This is a genomic window from Pseudomonas sp. FP1762 (assembly GCF_030687105.1).
GTDB classification, from domain to species: Bacteria; Pseudomonadota; Gammaproteobacteria; order Pseudomonadales; family Pseudomonadaceae; genus Aquipseudomonas; species Aquipseudomonas siliginis.
The window spans coordinates 2,598,625-2,615,644 of sequence record NZ_CP117458.1; the positions used below are offsets into that span (position 1 = coordinate 2,598,625).

Consider the following 17,020-nt stretch of genomic DNA (forward strand, 5'->3'; position numbering starts at 1 on the left):
CCGCCATTCGTTTAGCCGTATTCTGGTAATCCCGCATGGAAATCAAGGTCAACTTTCTCGACAACCTTCGACTTGAAGCCAAGTTCGACGACTTCACGGTGATCGCCGATCAGCCAATTCGCTACAAGGGTGATGGTTCGGCACCGGGGCCGTTCGACTACTTCCTGGCGTCGTCGGCCTTGTGCGCGGCTTACTTCGTCAAGCTGTACTGCGACACCCGCAATATTCCGACAGAGAACATTCGCCTGTCGCAGAACAACATCGTCGACCCGGAAAACCGCTACAACCAGATCTTCAAGATCCAGGTCGAATTGCCCGCCGACATCTCGGACAAGGATCGCCAGGGCATCCTCCGTTCCATCGACCGTTGCACCGTGAAGAAAGTGGTGCAGACCGGCCCTGAGTTCATCATCGAAGAAGTCGACAACCTCGACGCCGATGCCCAGGCCTTGTTGATGCCGCAGTCCGATTCCCAGGCGGGCACCTACATCGCCGGCAAGGACCTGCCGCTGGAACAGACCATTGCCAACATGTCGAAGATCCTCGCCGACCTCGGCATGAAGATCGAAATCGCCTCGTGGCGCAACATCGTGCCCAACGTCTGGTCGCTGCATATCCGCGATGCGCATTCGCCGATGTGCTTCACCAACGGCAAGGGCGCGACCAAGGAAGGCGCACTGGCGTCGGCGCTGGGCGAGTTCATCGAGCGCCTCAATTGCAACTTCTTCTATAACGACCAGTTCTGGGGCGAAGACATCGCCAATGCCGAATTCGTCCATTATCCGGACGAGAAGTGGTTCAAGCCGGGTCCGAAAGACGAATTGCCAAGCGAGATTCTCGACGACTACACCCTTGGCATTTACAACCGCGACGGCGAACTGCGCGGCTCGCACCTGTACGACACCAACTCCGGCAACACGCAGCGCGGCATCTGCTCGCTGCCGTTCGTGCGCCAGTCGGACGGTGAAGTGGTGTACTTCCCGTCGAACCTGATCGAAAACCTCTACCTGAGCAACGGCATGAGCGCCGGCAACACCTTGGCCGAAGCGCAGGTGCAGTGCCTTTCGGAAATTTTCGAGCGCGCAGTCAAACGCGAAATTCTCGAAGGCGAAATGGCCCTGCCGGATGTACCGCAAGAGGTACTGGAAAAATACCCGAGCATCCTCGCCGGCATCAAAGGCCTTGAAGAGCAGGGCTTCCCTGTGCTGGTCAAGGACGCCTCGCTGGGCGGTGAATTCCCGGTGATGTGCGTGACCCTGATGAATCCGCGCACTGGCGGCGTCTTCGCTTCCTTCGGCGCGCACCCGAGCCTGGAAGTCGCGCTGGAACGCAGCCTGACCGAACTGCTCCAGGGCCGCAGCTTCGAAGGCCTCAATGACTTGCCGCAGCCGACGTTCTCGGGGCAGGCAGTGACCGAACCGAACAACTTTGTGGAGCACTTCATCGATTCCAGCGGTGTGGTGTCGTGGCGCTTCTTCAGCGCCAAACCAGATTTCGAATTCGTCGAATGGGACTTCTCAGGCCAAGGCGAAAACTCCAACGCCGAAGAAGCCGCGACCCTGTTCGGCATCCTCGAAGACATGGGCAAGGAAGTCTACATGGCGGTCTACGAGCACATCGGCGCCAAGGCCTGCCGCATCCTCGTGCCGGATTACTCGGAGATCTACCCGATCGAAGACCTGATCTGGGACAACACCAACAAAGCCCTGCAATTCCGTGCCGACATCCTCAATCTGCACAACCTCAGCAAGGTTGGCCTGCGCAATCTGGTCCAAGGCCTGGAGCGCAGCGAGCAGGATGACTACACCGATATCACCACGCTGATCGGCATTGAGTTCGATGACAACACGCCGTGGGGCAAGCTGACGATTCTGGAACTGCGCCTGCTGATCTACCTCGCGCTGCAGAAGTTTGACGAGGCGAAGGATCTGGTTGAGGCGTTCCTGCAATACAACGACAACACCGTAGAGCGCGGCTTGTTCTATCAGGCAGTGAATGTGGTGCTGGAGATGGAGCTGGACGAGGATCTCGAGCTGGAAGACTACGAGGCCAACTTCCGTCGGATGTTTGGTGACGAGCGTATGGATGCTGCGATTGGTTCGGTGAATGGCAGTGTGCGTTTTTACGGTTTGACGCCGACGAGCATGAAGCTGGAAGGGCTGGATCGGCATTTGCGCTTGATCGAAAGCTATAAAAAGCTGCACGCGGCGCGGGGTGGTGTGGCGGCTTTGTCGCGTTGAAGAGCTGGCTCAGAACGTTTCGCTTTCGGCTCGAGTGTGGCTGCGTGGCTTGAACCGCAGCCCCTCACCCCAGCCCTCTCCCGAGGGAGAGGGAGCCGATTTTCAAGCTTTTCAGAATTTGTGTTCGACTCGGTTTCCCAGGTCGGCGTATTTCCACCAGACACCTCGGTCAATTCCCTCTCCCTTTGGGAGAGGGCTAGGGTGAGGGTTTTTTCAAGATTTGAGTTCGACTCGGTTTCCCAGGTCGGCGTATTTCCACCAGACACCTCGGTCAATTCCCTCTCCCTTTGGGAGAGGGCTAGGGTGAGGGTTTTTTCAAGATTTGAGTTCGACTCGGTTTCCCAGGTCGGCCTATTTCCACCAAACACCTCGGTCAATCCCCTCTCCCTCTGGGAGAGGGTTAGGGTGAGGGTTTTTTCAAGATTTGAGTTCGACTCGGTTTCCCAGGTCGGCGTATCTGCACCAAGCACCTCGGTCAGTTCTCTCTCCCTCTGGGAGAGGGCTAGGGTGGGGGTTTTTTCAAGATTTGAGTTCGGCTCGGTTTCCCAGGTCGGCGTATCTGCACCAAGCACCTCGGTCAGTTCCCTCTCCCTTTGGGAGAGGGCTAGGGTGAGGGGCTTTGGCTTTTGCGGCCATGCGCTGCATCCGCCAACTGCCCCGTATCCACCCGCACAAACACCGAATCACCCACCGCCGTGAGCACTTCCCCGGCATACACCTCGCAAATCACCCGGGTCTTGCGCCCGACTTCACCTTCGACTCGCGCGCGCAAGAGCAGCGGCACGCCCATCGGTGTGGGTTTGATGAATTTGATCCCGAGGTTGCCAGTCACGCAGTCGATGCGCGGCAGGCTGCCGGCTTCGCGGTTTTCTGCGCGGTAGTGCCAGGCCATGGCGGTCCAGTTGGAGTGACAGTCGACGAGCATGGCAATCAGCCCGCCGTAAACCAGATCCGGCCAGCCGCAGTATTGAGCTTCGGGCAGATGCTCGGCGATGACGTGGTGGCCATCCTCATCCCACCGACTTTTCACGTGCAGGCCTTGCGGATTGCGGCCGCCGCAGCCGTAACAAACGCCTTCGGGGGCGGCGAGGTCTTGCAGCGGGGTGTCGTGGCTGGACATGGCGGGTTTCATCCTGGAGTGGCGAGGCCGGACAGGCGCAAGCGGTTGCGGCCGCCGCGTTTGGACTCATAGAGCGCGGCATCGCCAAGTTCGATCAGCGCCGCGAGACTGGCCGGCGGTTTGTCGAACAGGGTGGCGCCGATGCTCAAAGTCACCGCAGCGGACGTGGGATAGGTGTGCGACGCCAAGGCCAGAAACTGTTCGCGCAAGGCGTTGCCCAGTTCAAGGATAGCTTCGGCTGACGCGTTGTTGAGCAGCATCAGAAACTCATCGCCACCCAGCCGCGCCGTCAACGCATTGGCCGGAAGCTGGGCACGGATCATTTCGCTCAAGGCAATCAGCAAGCGGTCGCCGGCGATATGCCCGTACTGGTCGTTGACCAGTTTGAAGTTGTCGATATCGATCAACAGCAACGCACCCGGTCTTTGCGCGGATACGCCGGCCAGCAGGCGTGGCGTACGCTTTTCCAAGGCGCGGCGGTTGTAGAGGGCCGTGAGCGGATCGCGCTCGGCGAGGCGGGCGATCTGCTTTTCCCGGCGATAACGCTCGGTGCCGGTCATCGACAGGGCGATCAACATGATCGCCATCGCGCCTTCGACCAGCGAGATCTGAATGATCTCGCCGCGAAATGCCGCCAGATCGATCAGTGTGCCGGGGATCACCACGGTCAGGGCCTTGGCCACATAAAAGATGCCGTGGCCAAGCAGCACATAACGCAATTGCACCGCGCCAACGCTCAACGACTTGCCGTGCGGGCGCAGCAGCGAACTGGCCTTGAGCGTCGGGATCGCCACCAGCAGCGAGTTGGCTACCAGCATGGCCTTGGACCACAGCGGCCCGTCCGGCAACGTCAACATGATCAGCCAGGTTGCGAAAATCAGGTACCACGCCGGCGATAGTCGGGTCTGGGTGAAGCGCGCCACACCGAGCAGGAAAAAGAAATGCGCGGTCACCAGCAGGCCGTTGGCGAACCAGATGCCCAGCAGCAGAAAGCCGCTGCTGCGTAGCAGAGCGAGGGTGGAACCGATGGTGATGGTGGCGAAACCGGCGCTCCAGAACAGTAGCGAAGGCTCACGGATGCTGCGCCACTCGACCGCCAGGTACAGCGCGGCAGCGGCTGCGAGGGCGATCGTGATGGTCAGCATCGTTGGCGGGTCGAGCGGCATTTCCGGGCAGGCCTGTCTGTATGGCAATAGGCCTGCGATTGTAAGCGTTTGGTCAGGTTTTTCGCAGGGGGCGCGTTGCCGGGCAGACCACTGGCGCTTCAGCGGTCACTCTTGCGGGCTTAGCCAGGTGTCTACCACGCGGCGATCGAGCTCTTCCCAATAGGCCATGCCCAGCACCCGCGTGGTATTGAGGCCGCGCAGATAACCGCGCAGTTGCTGGGCGGTATCGCGGATCAATTGCGCATCGCGGGTGTTTTTGTCCAGCAGGACGCTTTCGTACTGCACCAGGTATTCGGCTACGCGGTCGCGATATTCGGGCAGCACGGCGTCACGGATCAGATCGAACGTTCTCAAGGCGAGACCCTCATCATTTTTCTTGGATGTATCCAGTGTGCATCAGTCTGCGCGACACGCAACTATTGCTGGAAGTAATAGTGACCATCAAGAAACGCAAGTTCTGCTTTGGCGGCGATCGGCGGAAAATCGCCTCCATCGAAGACGCAGCTCAAGGAAATTGCGCGATGAACATTCTGACTCGACTGGCAATGATCGCCCTGCTGATGGGCGGGGTAGTTACCGCACCGGCTTACGCAGACGACGCCCGGTCGTGTCACCTGCAACCCATCGCCGCCAGCGCCTCGGCCCTGCAGCACACGCAGACCGTGGGTGTGTTGTTGAGCGAAAACACCTTGCAGAACCTGCAATACCTGGAGCGTTACCACGACATGGCGCTGAACGGCGCCAAAGACGCACTGGACTCGCGAATCCGCGACGCCTTTGTCGGCAGCTCCGACCCAGAACTGGCCCTCGACTGGCTGGTGAGTTCGCTGCGGCGACAGTTCGTCTCGGTGACCGTTTACGACAATCTGGATGTGCTGCTTCAGGCCCATCCGGATGTGGTGGTCAAGCTCGATACCTTCAACCGCTTGCTGACTCAGCGCAACAGCCTGGTCGAGGCGCGCTTCTCTGCACGGTTCTACGACGCCGATCTGCAGTACATCGGCAAGGCCGAGGGGGCGATCGAGCAAGAATTGCCTTCGGTGTGGGTGCACAACCAGGCGGCGCCGCAAATCGCCGCGCAGATCAATCAGCAGCGTGACCTGCAACTCAACGCGCTGAAGCAATTCGATGTGTCGCTCAAGGCCCTGGTGGCGTCGAGCTGATTCTTAAAACGTAAATGGCAACGGCGGCGCCGTGAAGTCGAACTGTTGCCGGTTGAACCGAACCTTTATTTTCAGGATTTACTCCATGCGTCCTTTATTCGTGCCAGCCATGGCTTTTGTTTCCCTGTTGCTCGGCGGTTGTGCTTCGGCGCCGAACGATCCGACCCTGACCTTGCAGACCAGCAAGACGCCGGCGCAGTACGCCGATTGCGTGGTGCCGAAGTTGCAGGGCAGTGCGTTGAATCCGACGGTTTCGCAGAGTCAGCGCAGTTATCGGATTGTGGTGCCGAGCAAGGTGTCGGCGGACAACGTGCTGGAGGCGTACAAGGCGGGGAAGGGTGGCAAGGTGTTCATTTATGAGCGGCATTTGCTGGCGTCGAATTTGTTGCCTTCGAGTTTTGAGCGGGCGGCTCAGGAGTGCATTTGATCTGAGCGCTTGACGGGTTTTGACAGAGCTCCTTTGGTTGGCCGCAACCAACCAATTTTTTCGCCCCACACTGGTTTTCGGTTGTGGGGCTTTTTTTTGGACTTGGCGGCCTTTGGGCCGACCATGCTCTTCGGGTTTTGGGTGTATATCCGTTTCTGCGGGTGTGGCTGATTACGGTTCCGCTCTTACAGCGGGTCACTTTTTCAAACGCCGGAATGCCGGCCCAGCAAAAAGTAACCAAAAGGCTGCGCCCTGACGTTCGGCCCGCTCGCTGGGGCTCGGGGTTCCTTCGCTCCGGGATCGATCCGGGCGCAGCGGCTCCGGTTTGCTTCGCTGCACCTCCTTCCGCTGTGTCTGGCTGCGCCAGACGGTCGCTGCGCTCCCACACCCGGATCAATCCCTCCACTCAGCCTGCCGACGGGCTCCAAGATCAAGAGCCACTCGAGCTTGCGCTCATTGTATTGAGTGGTGAAAAGCGGTGGGGTCTGCTTTTGCTTTCGCTTTTCTGTGGGAGCGAGCTTGCTCGCGAAGGCGGCCTGACAGCCGACCGTTTTCTCACTGAATGCATCCGATCAAAACTGTAGGAGTGAGCCTGCTCGCGATGGCTGTGTATCAGGCAACACGATGATGATTGGGGAGTGTTGTTTTGTCTTGCGATCCGGTTTCTCCAGGGACGGCCCTCACCCTAACCCTCTCCCAGAGGGAGAGGGGACTTGGTCGAGGTGTTTGTCGAAGATGCGCCGACCTGAGACTCTGCGTCGAGCTCGTTCTTGAATTCAACGAAGATCGGCTCCCTTTCCCCCTCGCCCCCTGGGGGGAGAGGGCTGGGGTGAGGGGGCTGGGTTTCACTGACTCAACGCAATCTGCAGCCTATCCCAAACAACCATTTACCCCGTCACACACCCAACCGGCACTTTCCCCGCAAACGTATCAACCAGACTCGCCACCACCATTTCCCCCATCCGCGTGCGAGTCTGCAATGTTGCGCTGGCCCGATGCGGTTGCAGCACCACCTGTTCATTAGCAAACAACGCTTCCGGCACATTCGGTTCATCGACAAACACATCCAGCCCAGCCCCGGCAATCTCGCCAGCCGCAAGCGCGGCAACCAGAGCCTTCTCATTCACCAGTTTGCCCCGGGCGACGTTGATCAGATAACCGTCCTTGCCCAGCGCTTGCAGCACTTGCGCGTCGATGATCGCTTCGCCCTTGTCCGCCGCGGCGGCGAGGATCAGGGCGTCGCTGTCGCGGGCCAGTTGTTTGAGGTCGGCGACGAAGGTGTGGGGGACGTCGCTCATCGGTTGCAGGTCGGTGTAGCTGATCGGGCAGCCGAAGGCGGCGGCGCGGGTGGCGATGGCGCGGCCGACGCGGCCCATGCCGACGATGCCGATGCGCATGCCGGAGACTTGTCGGGCCAAGGGCAGCGGGGCGAGTGGGGTTGGGCTTTGTGGCCATTGGCCGGAGCGCACGTAGCGGTCGCTGGTGCACAGGCCCCGGCAGACCGAGATGAGCAGGCCGATGGCGAGGTCGGCGACGTCTTCGGTGAGGGCGCCGATGGTGGCGGTGACGCGGATGCCGCGATCGCGGGCGTAGGCCAGATCGACGGCGTCGGTGCCGACGCCGTTGACCGCGACGACTTCCAGTTTCGGCAGTTGCGCCATCAGCGCCTGGCTGATGCCGGTGTGGCCGCCGGTGATGACGCCGCGAATGTTGGCGCCGTGTTCCTTTATGTAGGCGGGTTTGTCCGTTTGCTGGAAGTAGCGGCGTACGGTGAACAGTTCGTCGAGACGCGCGTTGATTTCCGGGATCAGGATCGGGCTCAGTTGCAGGATTTCTGGCTTCATGGCTACCTCGTTACGCAATAAAAAGGCCGGCTCAACCGCGGCCGGCAAACGGCATGGCGCTGGCCATGACGGTCATGTTCAGGACGTTGGCTGACAGCGGCAGGCCGGCGATGTAGCGCACTGCATCGGCGACGTGTTTGACGTCGACCATCGGCTCGACGGCGATGCTGCCATTGGCCTGGCGCACGCCTTTGGTCATGCGCACCGACATTTCCGTCAGGGCATTGCCGATGTCGATCTGGCTGCAGGCGATGTTGAATTCACGGCCGTCCAGCGCCAGGGATTTGGTCAGGCCGAGCACCGCGTGTTTGCTCGCGGTGTAGGCGCTGCTGAGCGGGCGCGGTGTGTGTGCCGAGATCGAACCGTTGTTGATGATTCGTCCGCCCTGTGGTTGTTGTTTGCGCATCAGCCCGAAGGCGCCGCGAGCGCAGAGAAAGACACCGTTGAGGTTGGTGTCGATCACGTTGCGCCACTGCTCGAAGGTCAGCTCGTCCAGCGGCACGGCGGGGGCGTTGACGCCGGCGTTGTTGAAGACCACATCGAGGCGCCCGTAGACCTCGGCAATGGTCGCGAACAGCACATCGACACTGGCCGGATCACGCACGTCGGTGGGTACCGCCAGTGCTTGGTGACCCTGGCTCAACGCCAGTTCGACCAGCGCTTGCAAGGGCTCGGGCCGGCGACCGGCGAGCACGAGGGTGAAGCCGTCGGCCATCAGGCCCAGCGCCACGGCGCGGCCGATGCCACTGCCAGCGCCGGTCACCAGCGCAACTTTCAAAGGGGTCGTCATAGTGTTGTTCTCCTTTTTTCTCAATCCGCTGGAATCAGGGCCGTGGGCCGACGCGCATTTCCAGGTGGCCGATGCCGTCTATGCCAGCGCTGATCACGTCGCCCGGTTGCAGGCTGTCAACGCCGGCGGGGCTGCCGGTCATGATCAGGTCGCCGGCGCGCAGGGCCACGGATTGCGAGATGCGCGCGATTACTTCACTGACCGACCAGATCTGGCTGTCGAGATTGTCGCGCTGGCGTTCTTCGCCGTTGACGTTCAGCCACAACTCGCCCTCGGGATGGCCGCTGCGGCTCACCGGGACGACGGCAGTCATCGGCGCGGCGCCGTCGAACACCTTGGCGCCTTCCCACGGCAAGCCGTTGCTCTTGGCTGCGCGTTGCACATCGCGGCGGGTCAGGTCGAGGCCGGCGGCGTAGCCCCACACGTAGGCCAGAGCCTGATCTTCAGGGATATTCGCGCCGCCTTCACCGATGGCTACGACCAGTTCGATTTCGTGAACGAAGTCCTCGCACACTGAGGGGAAGGCGATGTCGCCGACGGCGTCGACCACGCAGCTTGCCGGTTTCATGAAAAACACTGGCGGCTGGCGCGACTGGCCTTGAGTGTCCGGCCATGGGTAGTTGCGGCCGACACAGAACACCCGGCCAACGGGGAAGCGCTGCTCGGTGCCGAGTACCGGCAAAGTCACGGGCAGATCCGGGGTAAAGACGTATTCAGTCATGTTCATCCTGCGGGTCATCCTGTTTGAAAGGGCAGCGTACGGCGGCTGGCGTCGGCGAAGTTGGACGAAAGCCGCCTGCGTTTGGACAAATCCGGGTTCTTGCCTCAGCGCACCTTCAGCTCGATGCGATACAGGCGCCCGAGCAGTAACGAGTAGGAGAGGGTGCCGATCAACGCCACGCCGCCAATAAACCAGAAGGCATAGGCGAAGGTGCCGGTGGCGTGGACGATGGCGCCGATCACGATCGGCGTGACGATGCCGCCGATATTCGCCGCCAGGCTGGTAATGCCGCCGGTGAGGCCGATCAGCTCTTTCGGCGCGACTTCCGACACCGCCGCCCACGACGAGGACGCGATGCCTTGGGCGAAGAAGGCGATGGTCAGCACGGCGATGCAGATCAGGTTGGAGTCAGTGAAATTCACCAGCACGATCGACATGCCCAGCATCGAACCGACCACCAGCGGCAACTTGCGCGCAAACGACATCGAGTAGCCGCGACGGATCAGCAGGTCGGAAACGATGCCGGCCAGCAGAATCCCCACCGTCGCACCGACGAAGGGCAGCACGGCGAAGATCCCGGCCTTGATCATGGTCAGTTTGCGTTCTTCGATCAGGTAGGTCGGGAACCAGGTGAGGAAGAAGTACAGCGCCGAGGTGCTGGCGAATTTGCCGATGCAGATCGCCCAGATCTGCCGGTAGCTGAACAGCTCGGCGATCTGCCGCCAGTTGAAGCGGGTGCGTTCCTGGCTGCTCTTGACCAGGCCGCCGCCGGTTTCGATGTACTTCAATTCTTCCTGGCTGACCTTCTTGCAGTTCAGCGGATCGCGATACAGGTACAGCCACAGCACACCGAAGACGATGCCGAGTGCGCCGGTGCTGTAGAACACGTGGCGCCAGTCAAAGGTGGTCGCCAGCCACAGCAGCGCGCCGGTGAACAGCGCCGTGCCGAGGTACTGACCGCACACGTAAATGCTGCTGGCCATCCCGCGTTCCCGCGCCGGGAACCACACCGTCACCGCGCGGCTGTTGGCCGGAAAAGCCGGGGCTTCCATGGCGCCGACCGCCAGGCGCAGGCCGAACAGCGAGGCAAACCCCGTGGCGAAACCCTGGCAAACGGTGACGGTCGACCAACTGATCAGCGAAACGCCGTAGGTAAAGCGCGAGCCAAACCGATCAGCGATGAAGCCGGCCGGCACCAGTGCCAGCGCATAGGTCCAGGCGAAGGCGGAAAAGATCAGGCCCATTTCGATCTTGTCCAGGCCCAGGTCCTTGGCCATGAACGGCGCGGCGATCGAGATGTTCACCCGGTCGATGTAATTGATGATCGTCGCGATCAGCAGCAGCGACAGCATGAACCAGCGCCGCCGGGTAGGCAGGCGCTGCGCCGAAACGGCATCGCGTGCACCGGCAATCACCGGCGGCACCGTGGCACTGGAAGAATGGGAGTTGGACATGCGGAGACCTCGTTATTGTTAGAAGAGTCGAGATTTTTCGAGCAGCCGATGCCGTTGCCCGCAACGTGTGGGGCAAGGCAATCGAACGGGTTGCAGCCTGGGTTTCAGACGTTCAGGAACGTCTTTGTGCAATTGGTTTCAAGGGGAGGTCGGGCGGGGCGGCGAGGGGAAATAGCAGGATCATGACGTGCGCACCTTTGATTGTTTTTGAAAGAGGTTGGGCTGCGTTGGTCATTACAGTGGTCGTACAACGGTTCTAAATCAACCGATGGGTTAGAACGTTTTTTCTTGAAGAAAGTGGGTTTGGCGAACGTGTCCAAAAAGATAAATACGATTTGTCTTGAGAATAAAGATCAGGTTTAAATCATAAATAACTGAAAAATAAGGACTATCTGTATTTTCACAGTAATGCGGTTTTTGGACAGGCTCATCGCGAGGCTTCTTTCAAAAAAGCCGGCGTCATCGTATGACTCATTGCCGCCCACCGCCCAACCCTGCAAGATGACAGGCGCCACCTCACTGCCCGGAGGACCTCCCGCCCATGTCTTCACTCAGCCGTATCCCGACCTACGTCATGCAGCAACGCAGCGAATTGACCGATTTCTACATTCGCGACAAAAAGGGTCGGCGCGCCGAAACCGCGCCTCACCGGCATGAGTATTTCCAGATCCAGATCAACCTCGGTGGCGACACCGTGCAGCACATCGGCAGCGTGCAGCGGCCGTTCCCGCGCAACACTCTGGCGTTCATCCTGCCGCACCGCGTGCATGTGATTCCGCATCCCGCAGACAGCAATTTCATCGTCATCAATTTTTCCCAGACGTTCCTCTTGCCGCATCTACAGTGCGACCCGATGGATCTGGAAGAGGTGTCAATCCTGCTCGCGCCTGAACTGTCACCGTTCCGCTTTCAGGAGCATCTGGATTTCATTTTGGGCGATGAGGATTTCGCTCAGGTCTGCGGCCTGATCGAACAGATGCGCGCACTCGATGAGAACCGTCAGTTCGGCACGCGGGAAATGCTCAAGGGCTTGTTGCTGCAGATGATCGGCAGCGTGTGTTTTCTCTATGCCGAGCCGCTCAAGCGCCTGGCGGAAGAGAATGCCGCCGAGAACAGCCGTCGCGACGCTTTGAGCCGGATGTTCGAATACTTGCGGAAGAACATCGCCGATCCTGATCTCAACCTGATCAAAGTCGCCGCTGCGACCTATCTGTCGCCGACCTACCTGACGCACTGGCTGCGCAAGGAGATCGGCAAGACGTTCACCGAGCTGGTGCTGGAGCGGCGCATGCACGCGGCGCGCAACTTCCTCCTCAACAGTACGCGCTCGGTGGGCGAAGTGGCGCGGTTGTGCGGGTTCGCCGATGAGGCCTATTTCTCCCGGCGGTTTCGCCAGATTCATGGCCAGCCACCGGGGCAGTTCCGCCGCCGCCAGCTCAACCCGGACACGCCGCAGACGCCACTGAATACTTAGAGCGGCGCTCAGACCCACTTGAAGCGGGCAGGGAAGCGCGCGACAAAACAGGTGCCCGTTTCACGGTCGGATGTCACGCTCAAGGTGCCGTTGTGCGCATTGGCAATCTGCCCGGCGATGTACAAGCCCAGTCCCAACCCTTCATGACGCTGGCCTGCTTCGGAACGGGAAAACGGTTCGAACAGCAGCGGCATCAGCGCAGGCGGGATCGGCGTGCCCTGGTTGGTCAGCGAAATGACGATCTCGTCGCCCTCGGCAAACGCCTTGAGCAAGATCGGCTCGGCAATGGAACCGTGAGTTACGGCGTTGCCCAGCAGATTCGATAACAACTGGCTGATCCGCAGCGGGTCGCAATAGACCCCGGCAGGCACCTCCAGCGAATCGATAAACTTCGCCTGCGGATACGCCACCTGGATTTCTTCAAGGGTCTGGCGCAGCGTTTGCTGCAAGTCATCGACCAGTTTGCGCTGCACCGGGATGCCACTGCCGAGCCGACCCCGGGCGAAGTCGAGGATGTTTTCGATCAGCACGCCCATGCGCACCGAGCTGGTGCGAATCGCCGACAGTAGCGTGCGCGAGCGCTTGTCCTCGACTTTGCTTTCCAGCAGATCTGCACTCATGCGGATGGCACTGAGTGGCGTGCGCAAGTCATGGCCCAGTACGGCGATGAATTGCTCGCGCAGACGGCCCATTTCGTTGGCATCGGCCAGCGCGGTTTTGGTCGCGTGCAAATGGCCTTGGGTATCCAGGCTCATCGCAATCAGTTGGGCGAAGAGCGTGAGGGTCTTTTCGATGGCTGGGTCGGCGAGGTTCGCCGGCACCGAATCAATGGCGCACAGCGTGCCGAAAAACTCGCCATTGGCCTTGATGATCGGAATGGAAATGTAGCTTTCCAGACCATAGGTTTTCGGCGTGTGGTGCGTGGAGAAAACTGGGTGCTGGCTGGCATGGCCGAAGATCACCGGCTGATGGTGCTGACGAATCTCATGACAAATCGTCGATTCCAGTACCAGTTCGCCGCCGGGCAACAGGCCGAAGTCAATCGAATCATCCACGGCGCAGGCGATCCACTTGCTCTCGGTGACCCGCGCTACGGCGGCGAAGCGCATACCGGTGATGTGCTTGACCATGCTCAGGATCACCGGCACGGCGTCAATGCTGCCGATGGCTTCGAGGTCGGAGGAGAAATCTGTCTGGGGCATGGCCGGCGCTTCGCGAAAGTGTCGCCAGAGACTATCGGTAAACGCCGGACATGCCTAATGAACCTGCAAAAAAGGGCGCCGGGAAAACTCCCGGCGCTCTGTGTGGTGCTTGCTGAGCGCTATCGCCTCAGAACTTGTACTTGGCCGTCATCATGTAGCTGCGCGGGGTGCCGTAGTTATCGGTCGAGCCCCAGGTCACGTCGGTGCCGATGGAGGAATAGTACTTGCGGTCAAAGATGTTGTTGGCGTTGACCTGCAGGTCGAGGTGCTTGTTGACCTCATAACCGGCCATCAGGTCGGTGACCGCGTAGCCGCCCTGTTCTAGACGATAGCTGCCGCCATTGGCCAGAGCGATGTCGTTGTACATGCGGCTCTGCCAGTAGACGTTGCCGCCCACGCGCAGTTTTTCCAGCGGGCCTTTGAAGCGGTACACGGTGGAGACCTTGAACAGGTGCTCCGGCATGTCAGTGTCGAATTTCTGGTTATTGTTGGCCGGGTTTTCGTCCTTGATGTAGTGGGCGCGGGTGTAGGTGTAGCCGGCGCCGACTTGCCATTGCTCGGTCAGCGCACCTTGCAGTTCCATGTCCACGCCTTGGGCGCGAACCTTGCCGGAGGTTTCGTAGCAGGTCAGTTCCGGGCAGCCGAGCTGGGTCGCCGCCTGGGTGGCGCGGTTGGTCTGGTCCATCTGGAACACCGCCACGCTGCCGTTCAGCGCGCCGTCGAAATATTCGCCCTTGATTCCGACTTCGTAGTTTTCACCGACGATCGGCTCGAGCACTTTGCCGCCGAGGTCCTTCTGGGTTTGCGGGGTGAAGATATCGGTGTAGCTGGCGTAGACCGAGTGATGGTCATCGAGTTTGTAGATCAGGCCGGCGTAACGGGTCAGGTTGCGCGTGACCTTGAAGTCACCGTCGGCACTGCGATCGTCGTAGTCATACCAGTCTAGGCGGCTGCCGAGGATCAACGTCAGCGGGTCGGCCAGGCTCAAGCGCGTGGTCAGGTAAACCGCGTCCTGGGTGGTGACGTTACGCGACTTGCCACTGCGGACGAAGTCAGGCTTGGGCGCGGCGATCGGCAGACCGGTGTCGTAGGGCGAGTATTCCTTGGTGGTGGCGTCGTACACGCGGTTGCTGGCGCCGACCACCAGTTCGTGAGTGCGGCCGAACGCTTCGAACGGGCCGCTGGCGAAACCGTCGAAGGCGCGTTGCTTGTCGGTGTGGTGCGATTGGTAGGCGGTGGTTTCCAGCGGGCCGTCGTAACGCGACAGGTACGTGCCGGAGAATTCGCCTTCGGTTGTCGAAGTCGAGCCGCCGAGGTGCAGTTTCCAGTCATTGGCGAAACGGTGTTCGACTTCACCGAACACGGTGTCGACCTGCAGCTTGCGGTTTTCCCAATCGGTGCCCGGGTAGGTGGAGCGGGGCAGGTCGAGGTGGTGGCCGTTTTCGCCGATCGGCAGGCCGCCCCAGAAATAGTTGGTCTGGTCGTTCTGCCGGGAAAAACCGAGGGTCGCCGTGGTGCTGTCGCTAAGGTCGGCTTCACCGATGGCGTAGAACAGGCCGTGATCGTTTTCTTCCTTGTCGCGGAAACTGTCCGCGCCCTGATACGACGTCACTACCCGGCCACGCAGGGTGCCGCTTTCGTTCAGCGGGCTGGAGGCATCGACTTCGCCACGGTAGTCATCCCAGCTGCCGGCGGCGCCGGTGAGGGTTACGCGCTGATCAGCGGTTGGACGCTTGCGGACCATGTTGATCGCCGCCGACGGGTTGCCGGCACCGGTCACCAGGCCGGTCGCGCCACGGACGATTTCCACCCGGTCGAACATCGCCAGGTTCGGTTGCACCGCCAGGGTGTACGGCGAATACGAGCTGGGCAGGCCGTCGTACATGATGTTGTCGATGTCGAAACCGCGCGCCTTGTAAGTCTGCCGGCCCGGGCCGCTGGCCTCGCTGAGGAACAGCCCCGGCGTACCGCGCACCACGTCGTTGACGCTGGTCATGTTCTGGTCGTCCATGCGCTGGCGAGTGATCACCGTCACCGCCTGCGGCGTTTCGCGCATGGTCAGCGACAGCTTGGTCGCGGTCTGCATCGGGCCGGTGGTGTAGGACTGCGTGTCTTCGGTGGTGCTGCTCATCTGCGTAGCGCCGATTTCGGTCGCTTGCAGTTCCAGCGGGCCATTGGCTGGCGCAGTGGCTGCGGTTTCTTCAGCCAACGCAGGAGCGATGCTGGCCATGCCGATGGCGAGTGCGAGGAGGTTAGGTGAAAGGTTCGAGCGGCGGTGAATGGTGTGAAACGACATCTATCTGCTTCCCCAAGATTTACCCAAACGAAACTAATGCGAGTGAATGTAAGAATTATTCGCATTAGTATGTCGGAAGTTTCCGGGGGAATAAACCCGTACGAGTCAGTTAGTTAATGATTTTTTCACAATTGGGTTTGATGGCTTCCGCAAACAAATGTGGGAGCGGGCCTGCTCGCGAAGGCGGTGTGTCATTCAACAGATGCGTTGTCTGATACGACGCTTTCGCGAGCAGGCTCGCTCCCACAGGGTTATGCGGTTTTTTTGAAATCAGTCCAGATCCTTCGCCTCATGCCGCTCCGGCACCTGACTGTCTTCATCACCCCAGGTGCGATTCACTCGCTGCCCACGGATGACCGCTGGCCGCTTGGCGATTTCTTCCGCCCAGCGCTGCACATGGATGTACTCGTGCGCGGCGAGAAATTCCGCCGCCGAGTAAACGTTGTTGCGCACCAGTTGCCCGTACCAGGGCCACACGGCAATGTCGGCGATGGTGTAATCGTCGCCGGACAGATAGGCGTTGTCGGCGAGACGGCGGTTGAGCACATCCAGCTGCCGTTTGGCTTCCATGGTGAAGCGGTTGATCGGGTATTCGAGCTTCTCCGGCGCATACGCGTAGAAATGCCCGAAACCGCCGCCCAGGTACGGCGCCGAGCCCATTTGCCAGAACAGCCAGTTGAGGGTTTCGGTGCGACCGGCCGGATCCTTGGGCAGCAAGGCGCCGAACTTTTCCGCGAGATACAGCAGGATCGAGCCGGACTCGAACACCCGGATCGGCGGCTCGACGCTGCGGTCCAGCAGCGCCGGGATTTTCGAGTTCGGGTTGACCTCGACAAAGCCGCTGGAGAACTGATCGCCTTCGCCAATGCGGATCAGCCACGCATCGTATTCGGCCTCGCTGTGCCCGAGTGCGAGCAACTCTTCGAGCATGATGGTGACCTTGACGCCGTTGGGCGTGGCCAGCGAATACAGCTGCAACGGATGCTTGCCGACCGGCAGTTCCTTGTCGTGGGTCGGCCCGGCGATCGGCCGGTTGATGCTGGCGAAGTGGCCGCCGGACGGGGCTTCGTGTTTCCAGACCTTGGGCGGAACGTAAGACGCATTGCTCATGAAACGGACCTCG

At 60.5% G+C, this 17,020-nt stretch carries 15 protein-coding genes; 4 read left to right on the forward strand and 11 right to left on the reverse strand.

Translation table 11 applies throughout. From position 1 onward, the window contains the following. Nucleotides 1–35: 35 nt before the first annotated feature. Entirely contained in the window at nucleotides 36–2,240 is a 2,205-nt protein-coding gene (locus PSH90_RS11500; RefSeq protein WP_305382805.1) for an OsmC domain/YcaO domain-containing protein, read from the forward strand. Here the strand turns inward: PSH90_RS11500 and PSH90_RS11505 are convergent. From PSH90_RS11505 to PSH90_RS11520, 4 genes are all read right to left on the reverse strand, one after another. Next, entirely contained in the window at nucleotides 2,189–2,812 is a 624-nt protein-coding gene (locus tag PSH90_RS11505; protein ID WP_305382806.1) for a hypothetical protein, read from the reverse strand. The genes PSH90_RS11500 and PSH90_RS11505 overlap by 52 nt on opposite strands. A 32-nt stretch (nucleotides 2,813–2,844) precedes the next feature. Continuing rightward, complete coding sequence (locus PSH90_RS11510) at nucleotides 2,845–3,360, reverse strand: PaaI family thioesterase (RefSeq protein WP_305382807.1); 516 nt, start codon at nucleotides 3,358–3,360, stop codon at nucleotides 2,845–2,847. Between the two features lie 8 nt (nucleotides 3,361–3,368). Beyond that, nucleotides 3,369–4,526 (reverse strand): GGDEF domain-containing protein, encoded by a 1,158-nt coding sequence (locus PSH90_RS11515; RefSeq protein WP_305382808.1) that lies wholly within the window; start codon nucleotides 4,524–4,526, stop codon nucleotides 3,369–3,371. A 105-nt stretch (nucleotides 4,527–4,631) separates the two neighbouring features. Continuing rightward, entirely contained in the window at nucleotides 4,632–4,880 is a 249-nt protein-coding gene (locus PSH90_RS11520; RefSeq protein WP_056785124.1) for a hypothetical protein, read from the reverse strand. A gap of 167 nt (nucleotides 4,881–5,047) precedes the next feature. Here PSH90_RS11520 and PSH90_RS11525 point away from each other — a divergent pair, with 167 nt between their 5' ends. Next, nucleotides 5,048–5,689 carry an ATPase gene (locus PSH90_RS11525; protein WP_305382809.1) on the forward strand — a complete coding sequence of 214 codons (642 nt, stop codon included), beginning with the start codon at nucleotides 5,048–5,050 and terminating at the stop codon, nucleotides 5,687–5,689. 85 nt (nucleotides 5,690–5,774) lie between these two features. Then, on the forward strand, nucleotides 5,775–6,116 hold the full coding sequence (locus PSH90_RS11530) for a hypothetical protein (RefSeq protein ID WP_041480431.1): 342 nt from the start codon (nucleotides 5,775–5,777) through the stop codon (nucleotides 6,114–6,116). An 887-nt stretch (nucleotides 6,117–7,003) separates the two neighbouring features. On the opposite strand, the gene PSH90_RS11535 is transcribed toward PSH90_RS11530, so the two are convergent. The 4 genes from PSH90_RS11535 to PSH90_RS11550 form a co-directional block, all read right to left on the reverse strand. Next, entirely contained in the window at nucleotides 7,004–7,960 is a 957-nt protein-coding gene (locus PSH90_RS11535; protein ID WP_305382811.1) for a 2-hydroxyacid dehydrogenase, read from the reverse strand. 31 nt (nucleotides 7,961–7,991) lie between these two features. After that, nucleotides 7,992–8,750, reverse strand: a complete 759-nt coding sequence (locus PSH90_RS11540; protein ID WP_305382812.1) for an SDR family oxidoreductase — start codon at nucleotides 8,748–8,750, stop codon at nucleotides 7,992–7,994. A gap of 34 nt (nucleotides 8,751–8,784) precedes the next feature. Next, on the reverse strand, nucleotides 8,785–9,477 hold the full coding sequence (locus PSH90_RS11545) for a fumarylacetoacetate hydrolase family protein (RefSeq protein WP_305382813.1): 693 nt from the start codon (nucleotides 9,475–9,477) through the stop codon (nucleotides 8,785–8,787). A gap of 98 nt (nucleotides 9,478–9,575) precedes the next feature. Continuing rightward, nucleotides 9,576–10,925 carry an MFS transporter gene (locus PSH90_RS11550; RefSeq protein ID WP_056785134.1) on the reverse strand — a complete coding sequence of 450 codons (1,350 nt, stop codon included), beginning with the start codon at nucleotides 10,923–10,925 and terminating at the stop codon, nucleotides 9,576–9,578. Nucleotides 10,926–11,466: 541 nt separating this feature from the next. On the opposite strand from PSH90_RS11550, the gene PSH90_RS11555 reads away from it, so the two are divergent. Continuing rightward, nucleotides 11,467–12,399 carry an AraC family transcriptional regulator gene (locus PSH90_RS11555; protein ID WP_305382815.1) on the forward strand — a complete coding sequence of 311 codons (933 nt, stop codon included), beginning with the start codon at nucleotides 11,467–11,469 and terminating at the stop codon, nucleotides 12,397–12,399. A gap of 8 nt (nucleotides 12,400–12,407) precedes the next feature. Here the strand turns inward: PSH90_RS11555 and PSH90_RS11560 are convergent, their stop codons facing one another. The 3 genes from PSH90_RS11560 to yghU form a co-directional block, all read right to left on the reverse strand. Continuing rightward, complete coding sequence (locus PSH90_RS11560; RefSeq protein WP_305382817.1) at nucleotides 12,408–13,601, reverse strand: GAF domain-containing sensor histidine kinase; 1,194 nt, start codon at nucleotides 13,599–13,601, stop codon at nucleotides 12,408–12,410. A 127-nt stretch (nucleotides 13,602–13,728) separates the two neighbouring features. Continuing rightward, on the reverse strand, nucleotides 13,729–15,897 hold the full coding sequence (locus PSH90_RS11565) for a TonB-dependent siderophore receptor (protein ID WP_305382819.1): 2,169 nt from the start codon (nucleotides 15,895–15,897) through the stop codon (nucleotides 13,729–13,731). Between the two features lie 270 nt (nucleotides 15,898–16,167). Further along, nucleotides 16,168–17,007: a glutathione-dependent disulfide-bond oxidoreductase gene (yghU, locus tag PSH90_RS11575; protein ID WP_305382820.1), complete on the reverse strand. Its 840-nt coding sequence runs from the start codon at nucleotides 17,005–17,007 to the stop codon at nucleotides 16,168–16,170. Between the last annotated feature and the right edge of the window lie 13 nt (nucleotides 17,008–17,020).

What these genes read in the sequence shown, in the direction of transcription:
- PSH90_RS11500 (WP_305382805.1), top strand. Translation starts at nt 36, where the DNA reads ATGGAAATCAAGGTCAACTTTCTCGACAACCTTCGACTTGAAGCCAAG.
- PSH90_RS11510 (WP_305382807.1), bottom strand. Translation starts at nt 3,360, where the DNA reads ATGTCCAGCCACGACACCCCGCTGCAAGACCTCGCCGCCCCCGAAGGC.
- PSH90_RS11515 (WP_305382808.1), bottom strand. Translation starts at nt 4,526, where the DNA reads ATGCCGCTCGACCCGCCAACGATGCTGACCATCACGATCGCCCTCGCA.
- PSH90_RS11525 (WP_305382809.1), top strand. Translation starts at nt 5,048, where the DNA reads ATGAACATTCTGACTCGACTGGCAATGATCGCCCTGCTGATGGGCGGG.
- PSH90_RS11530 (WP_041480431.1), top strand. Translation starts at nt 5,775, where the DNA reads ATGCGTCCTTTATTCGTGCCAGCCATGGCTTTTGTTTCCCTGTTGCTC.
- PSH90_RS11535 (WP_305382811.1), bottom strand. Translation starts at nt 7,960, where the DNA reads ATGAAGCCAGAAATCCTGCAACTGAGCCCGATCCTGATCCCGGAAATC.
- PSH90_RS11540 (WP_305382812.1), bottom strand. Translation starts at nt 8,750, where the DNA reads ATGACGACCCCTTTGAAAGTTGCGCTGGTGACCGGCGCTGGCAGTGGC.
- PSH90_RS11545 (WP_305382813.1), bottom strand. Translation starts at nt 9,477, where the DNA reads ATGAACATGACTGAATACGTCTTTACCCCGGATCTGCCCGTGACTTTG.
- PSH90_RS11550 (WP_056785134.1), bottom strand. Translation starts at nt 10,925, where the DNA reads ATGTCCAACTCCCATTCTTCCAGTGCCACGGTGCCGCCGGTGATTGCC.
- PSH90_RS11555 (WP_305382815.1), top strand. Translation starts at nt 11,467, where the DNA reads ATGTCTTCACTCAGCCGTATCCCGACCTACGTCATGCAGCAACGCAGC.
- PSH90_RS11560 (WP_305382817.1), bottom strand. Translation starts at nt 13,601, where the DNA reads ATGCCCCAGACAGATTTCTCCTCCGACCTCGAAGCCATCGGCAGCATT.
- PSH90_RS11565 (WP_305382819.1), bottom strand. Translation starts at nt 15,897, where the DNA reads ATGTCGTTTCACACCATTCACCGCCGCTCGAACCTTTCACCTAACCTC.
- yghU (WP_305382820.1), bottom strand. Translation starts at nt 17,007, where the DNA reads ATGAGCAATGCGTCTTACGTTCCGCCCAAGGTCTGGAAACACGAAGCC.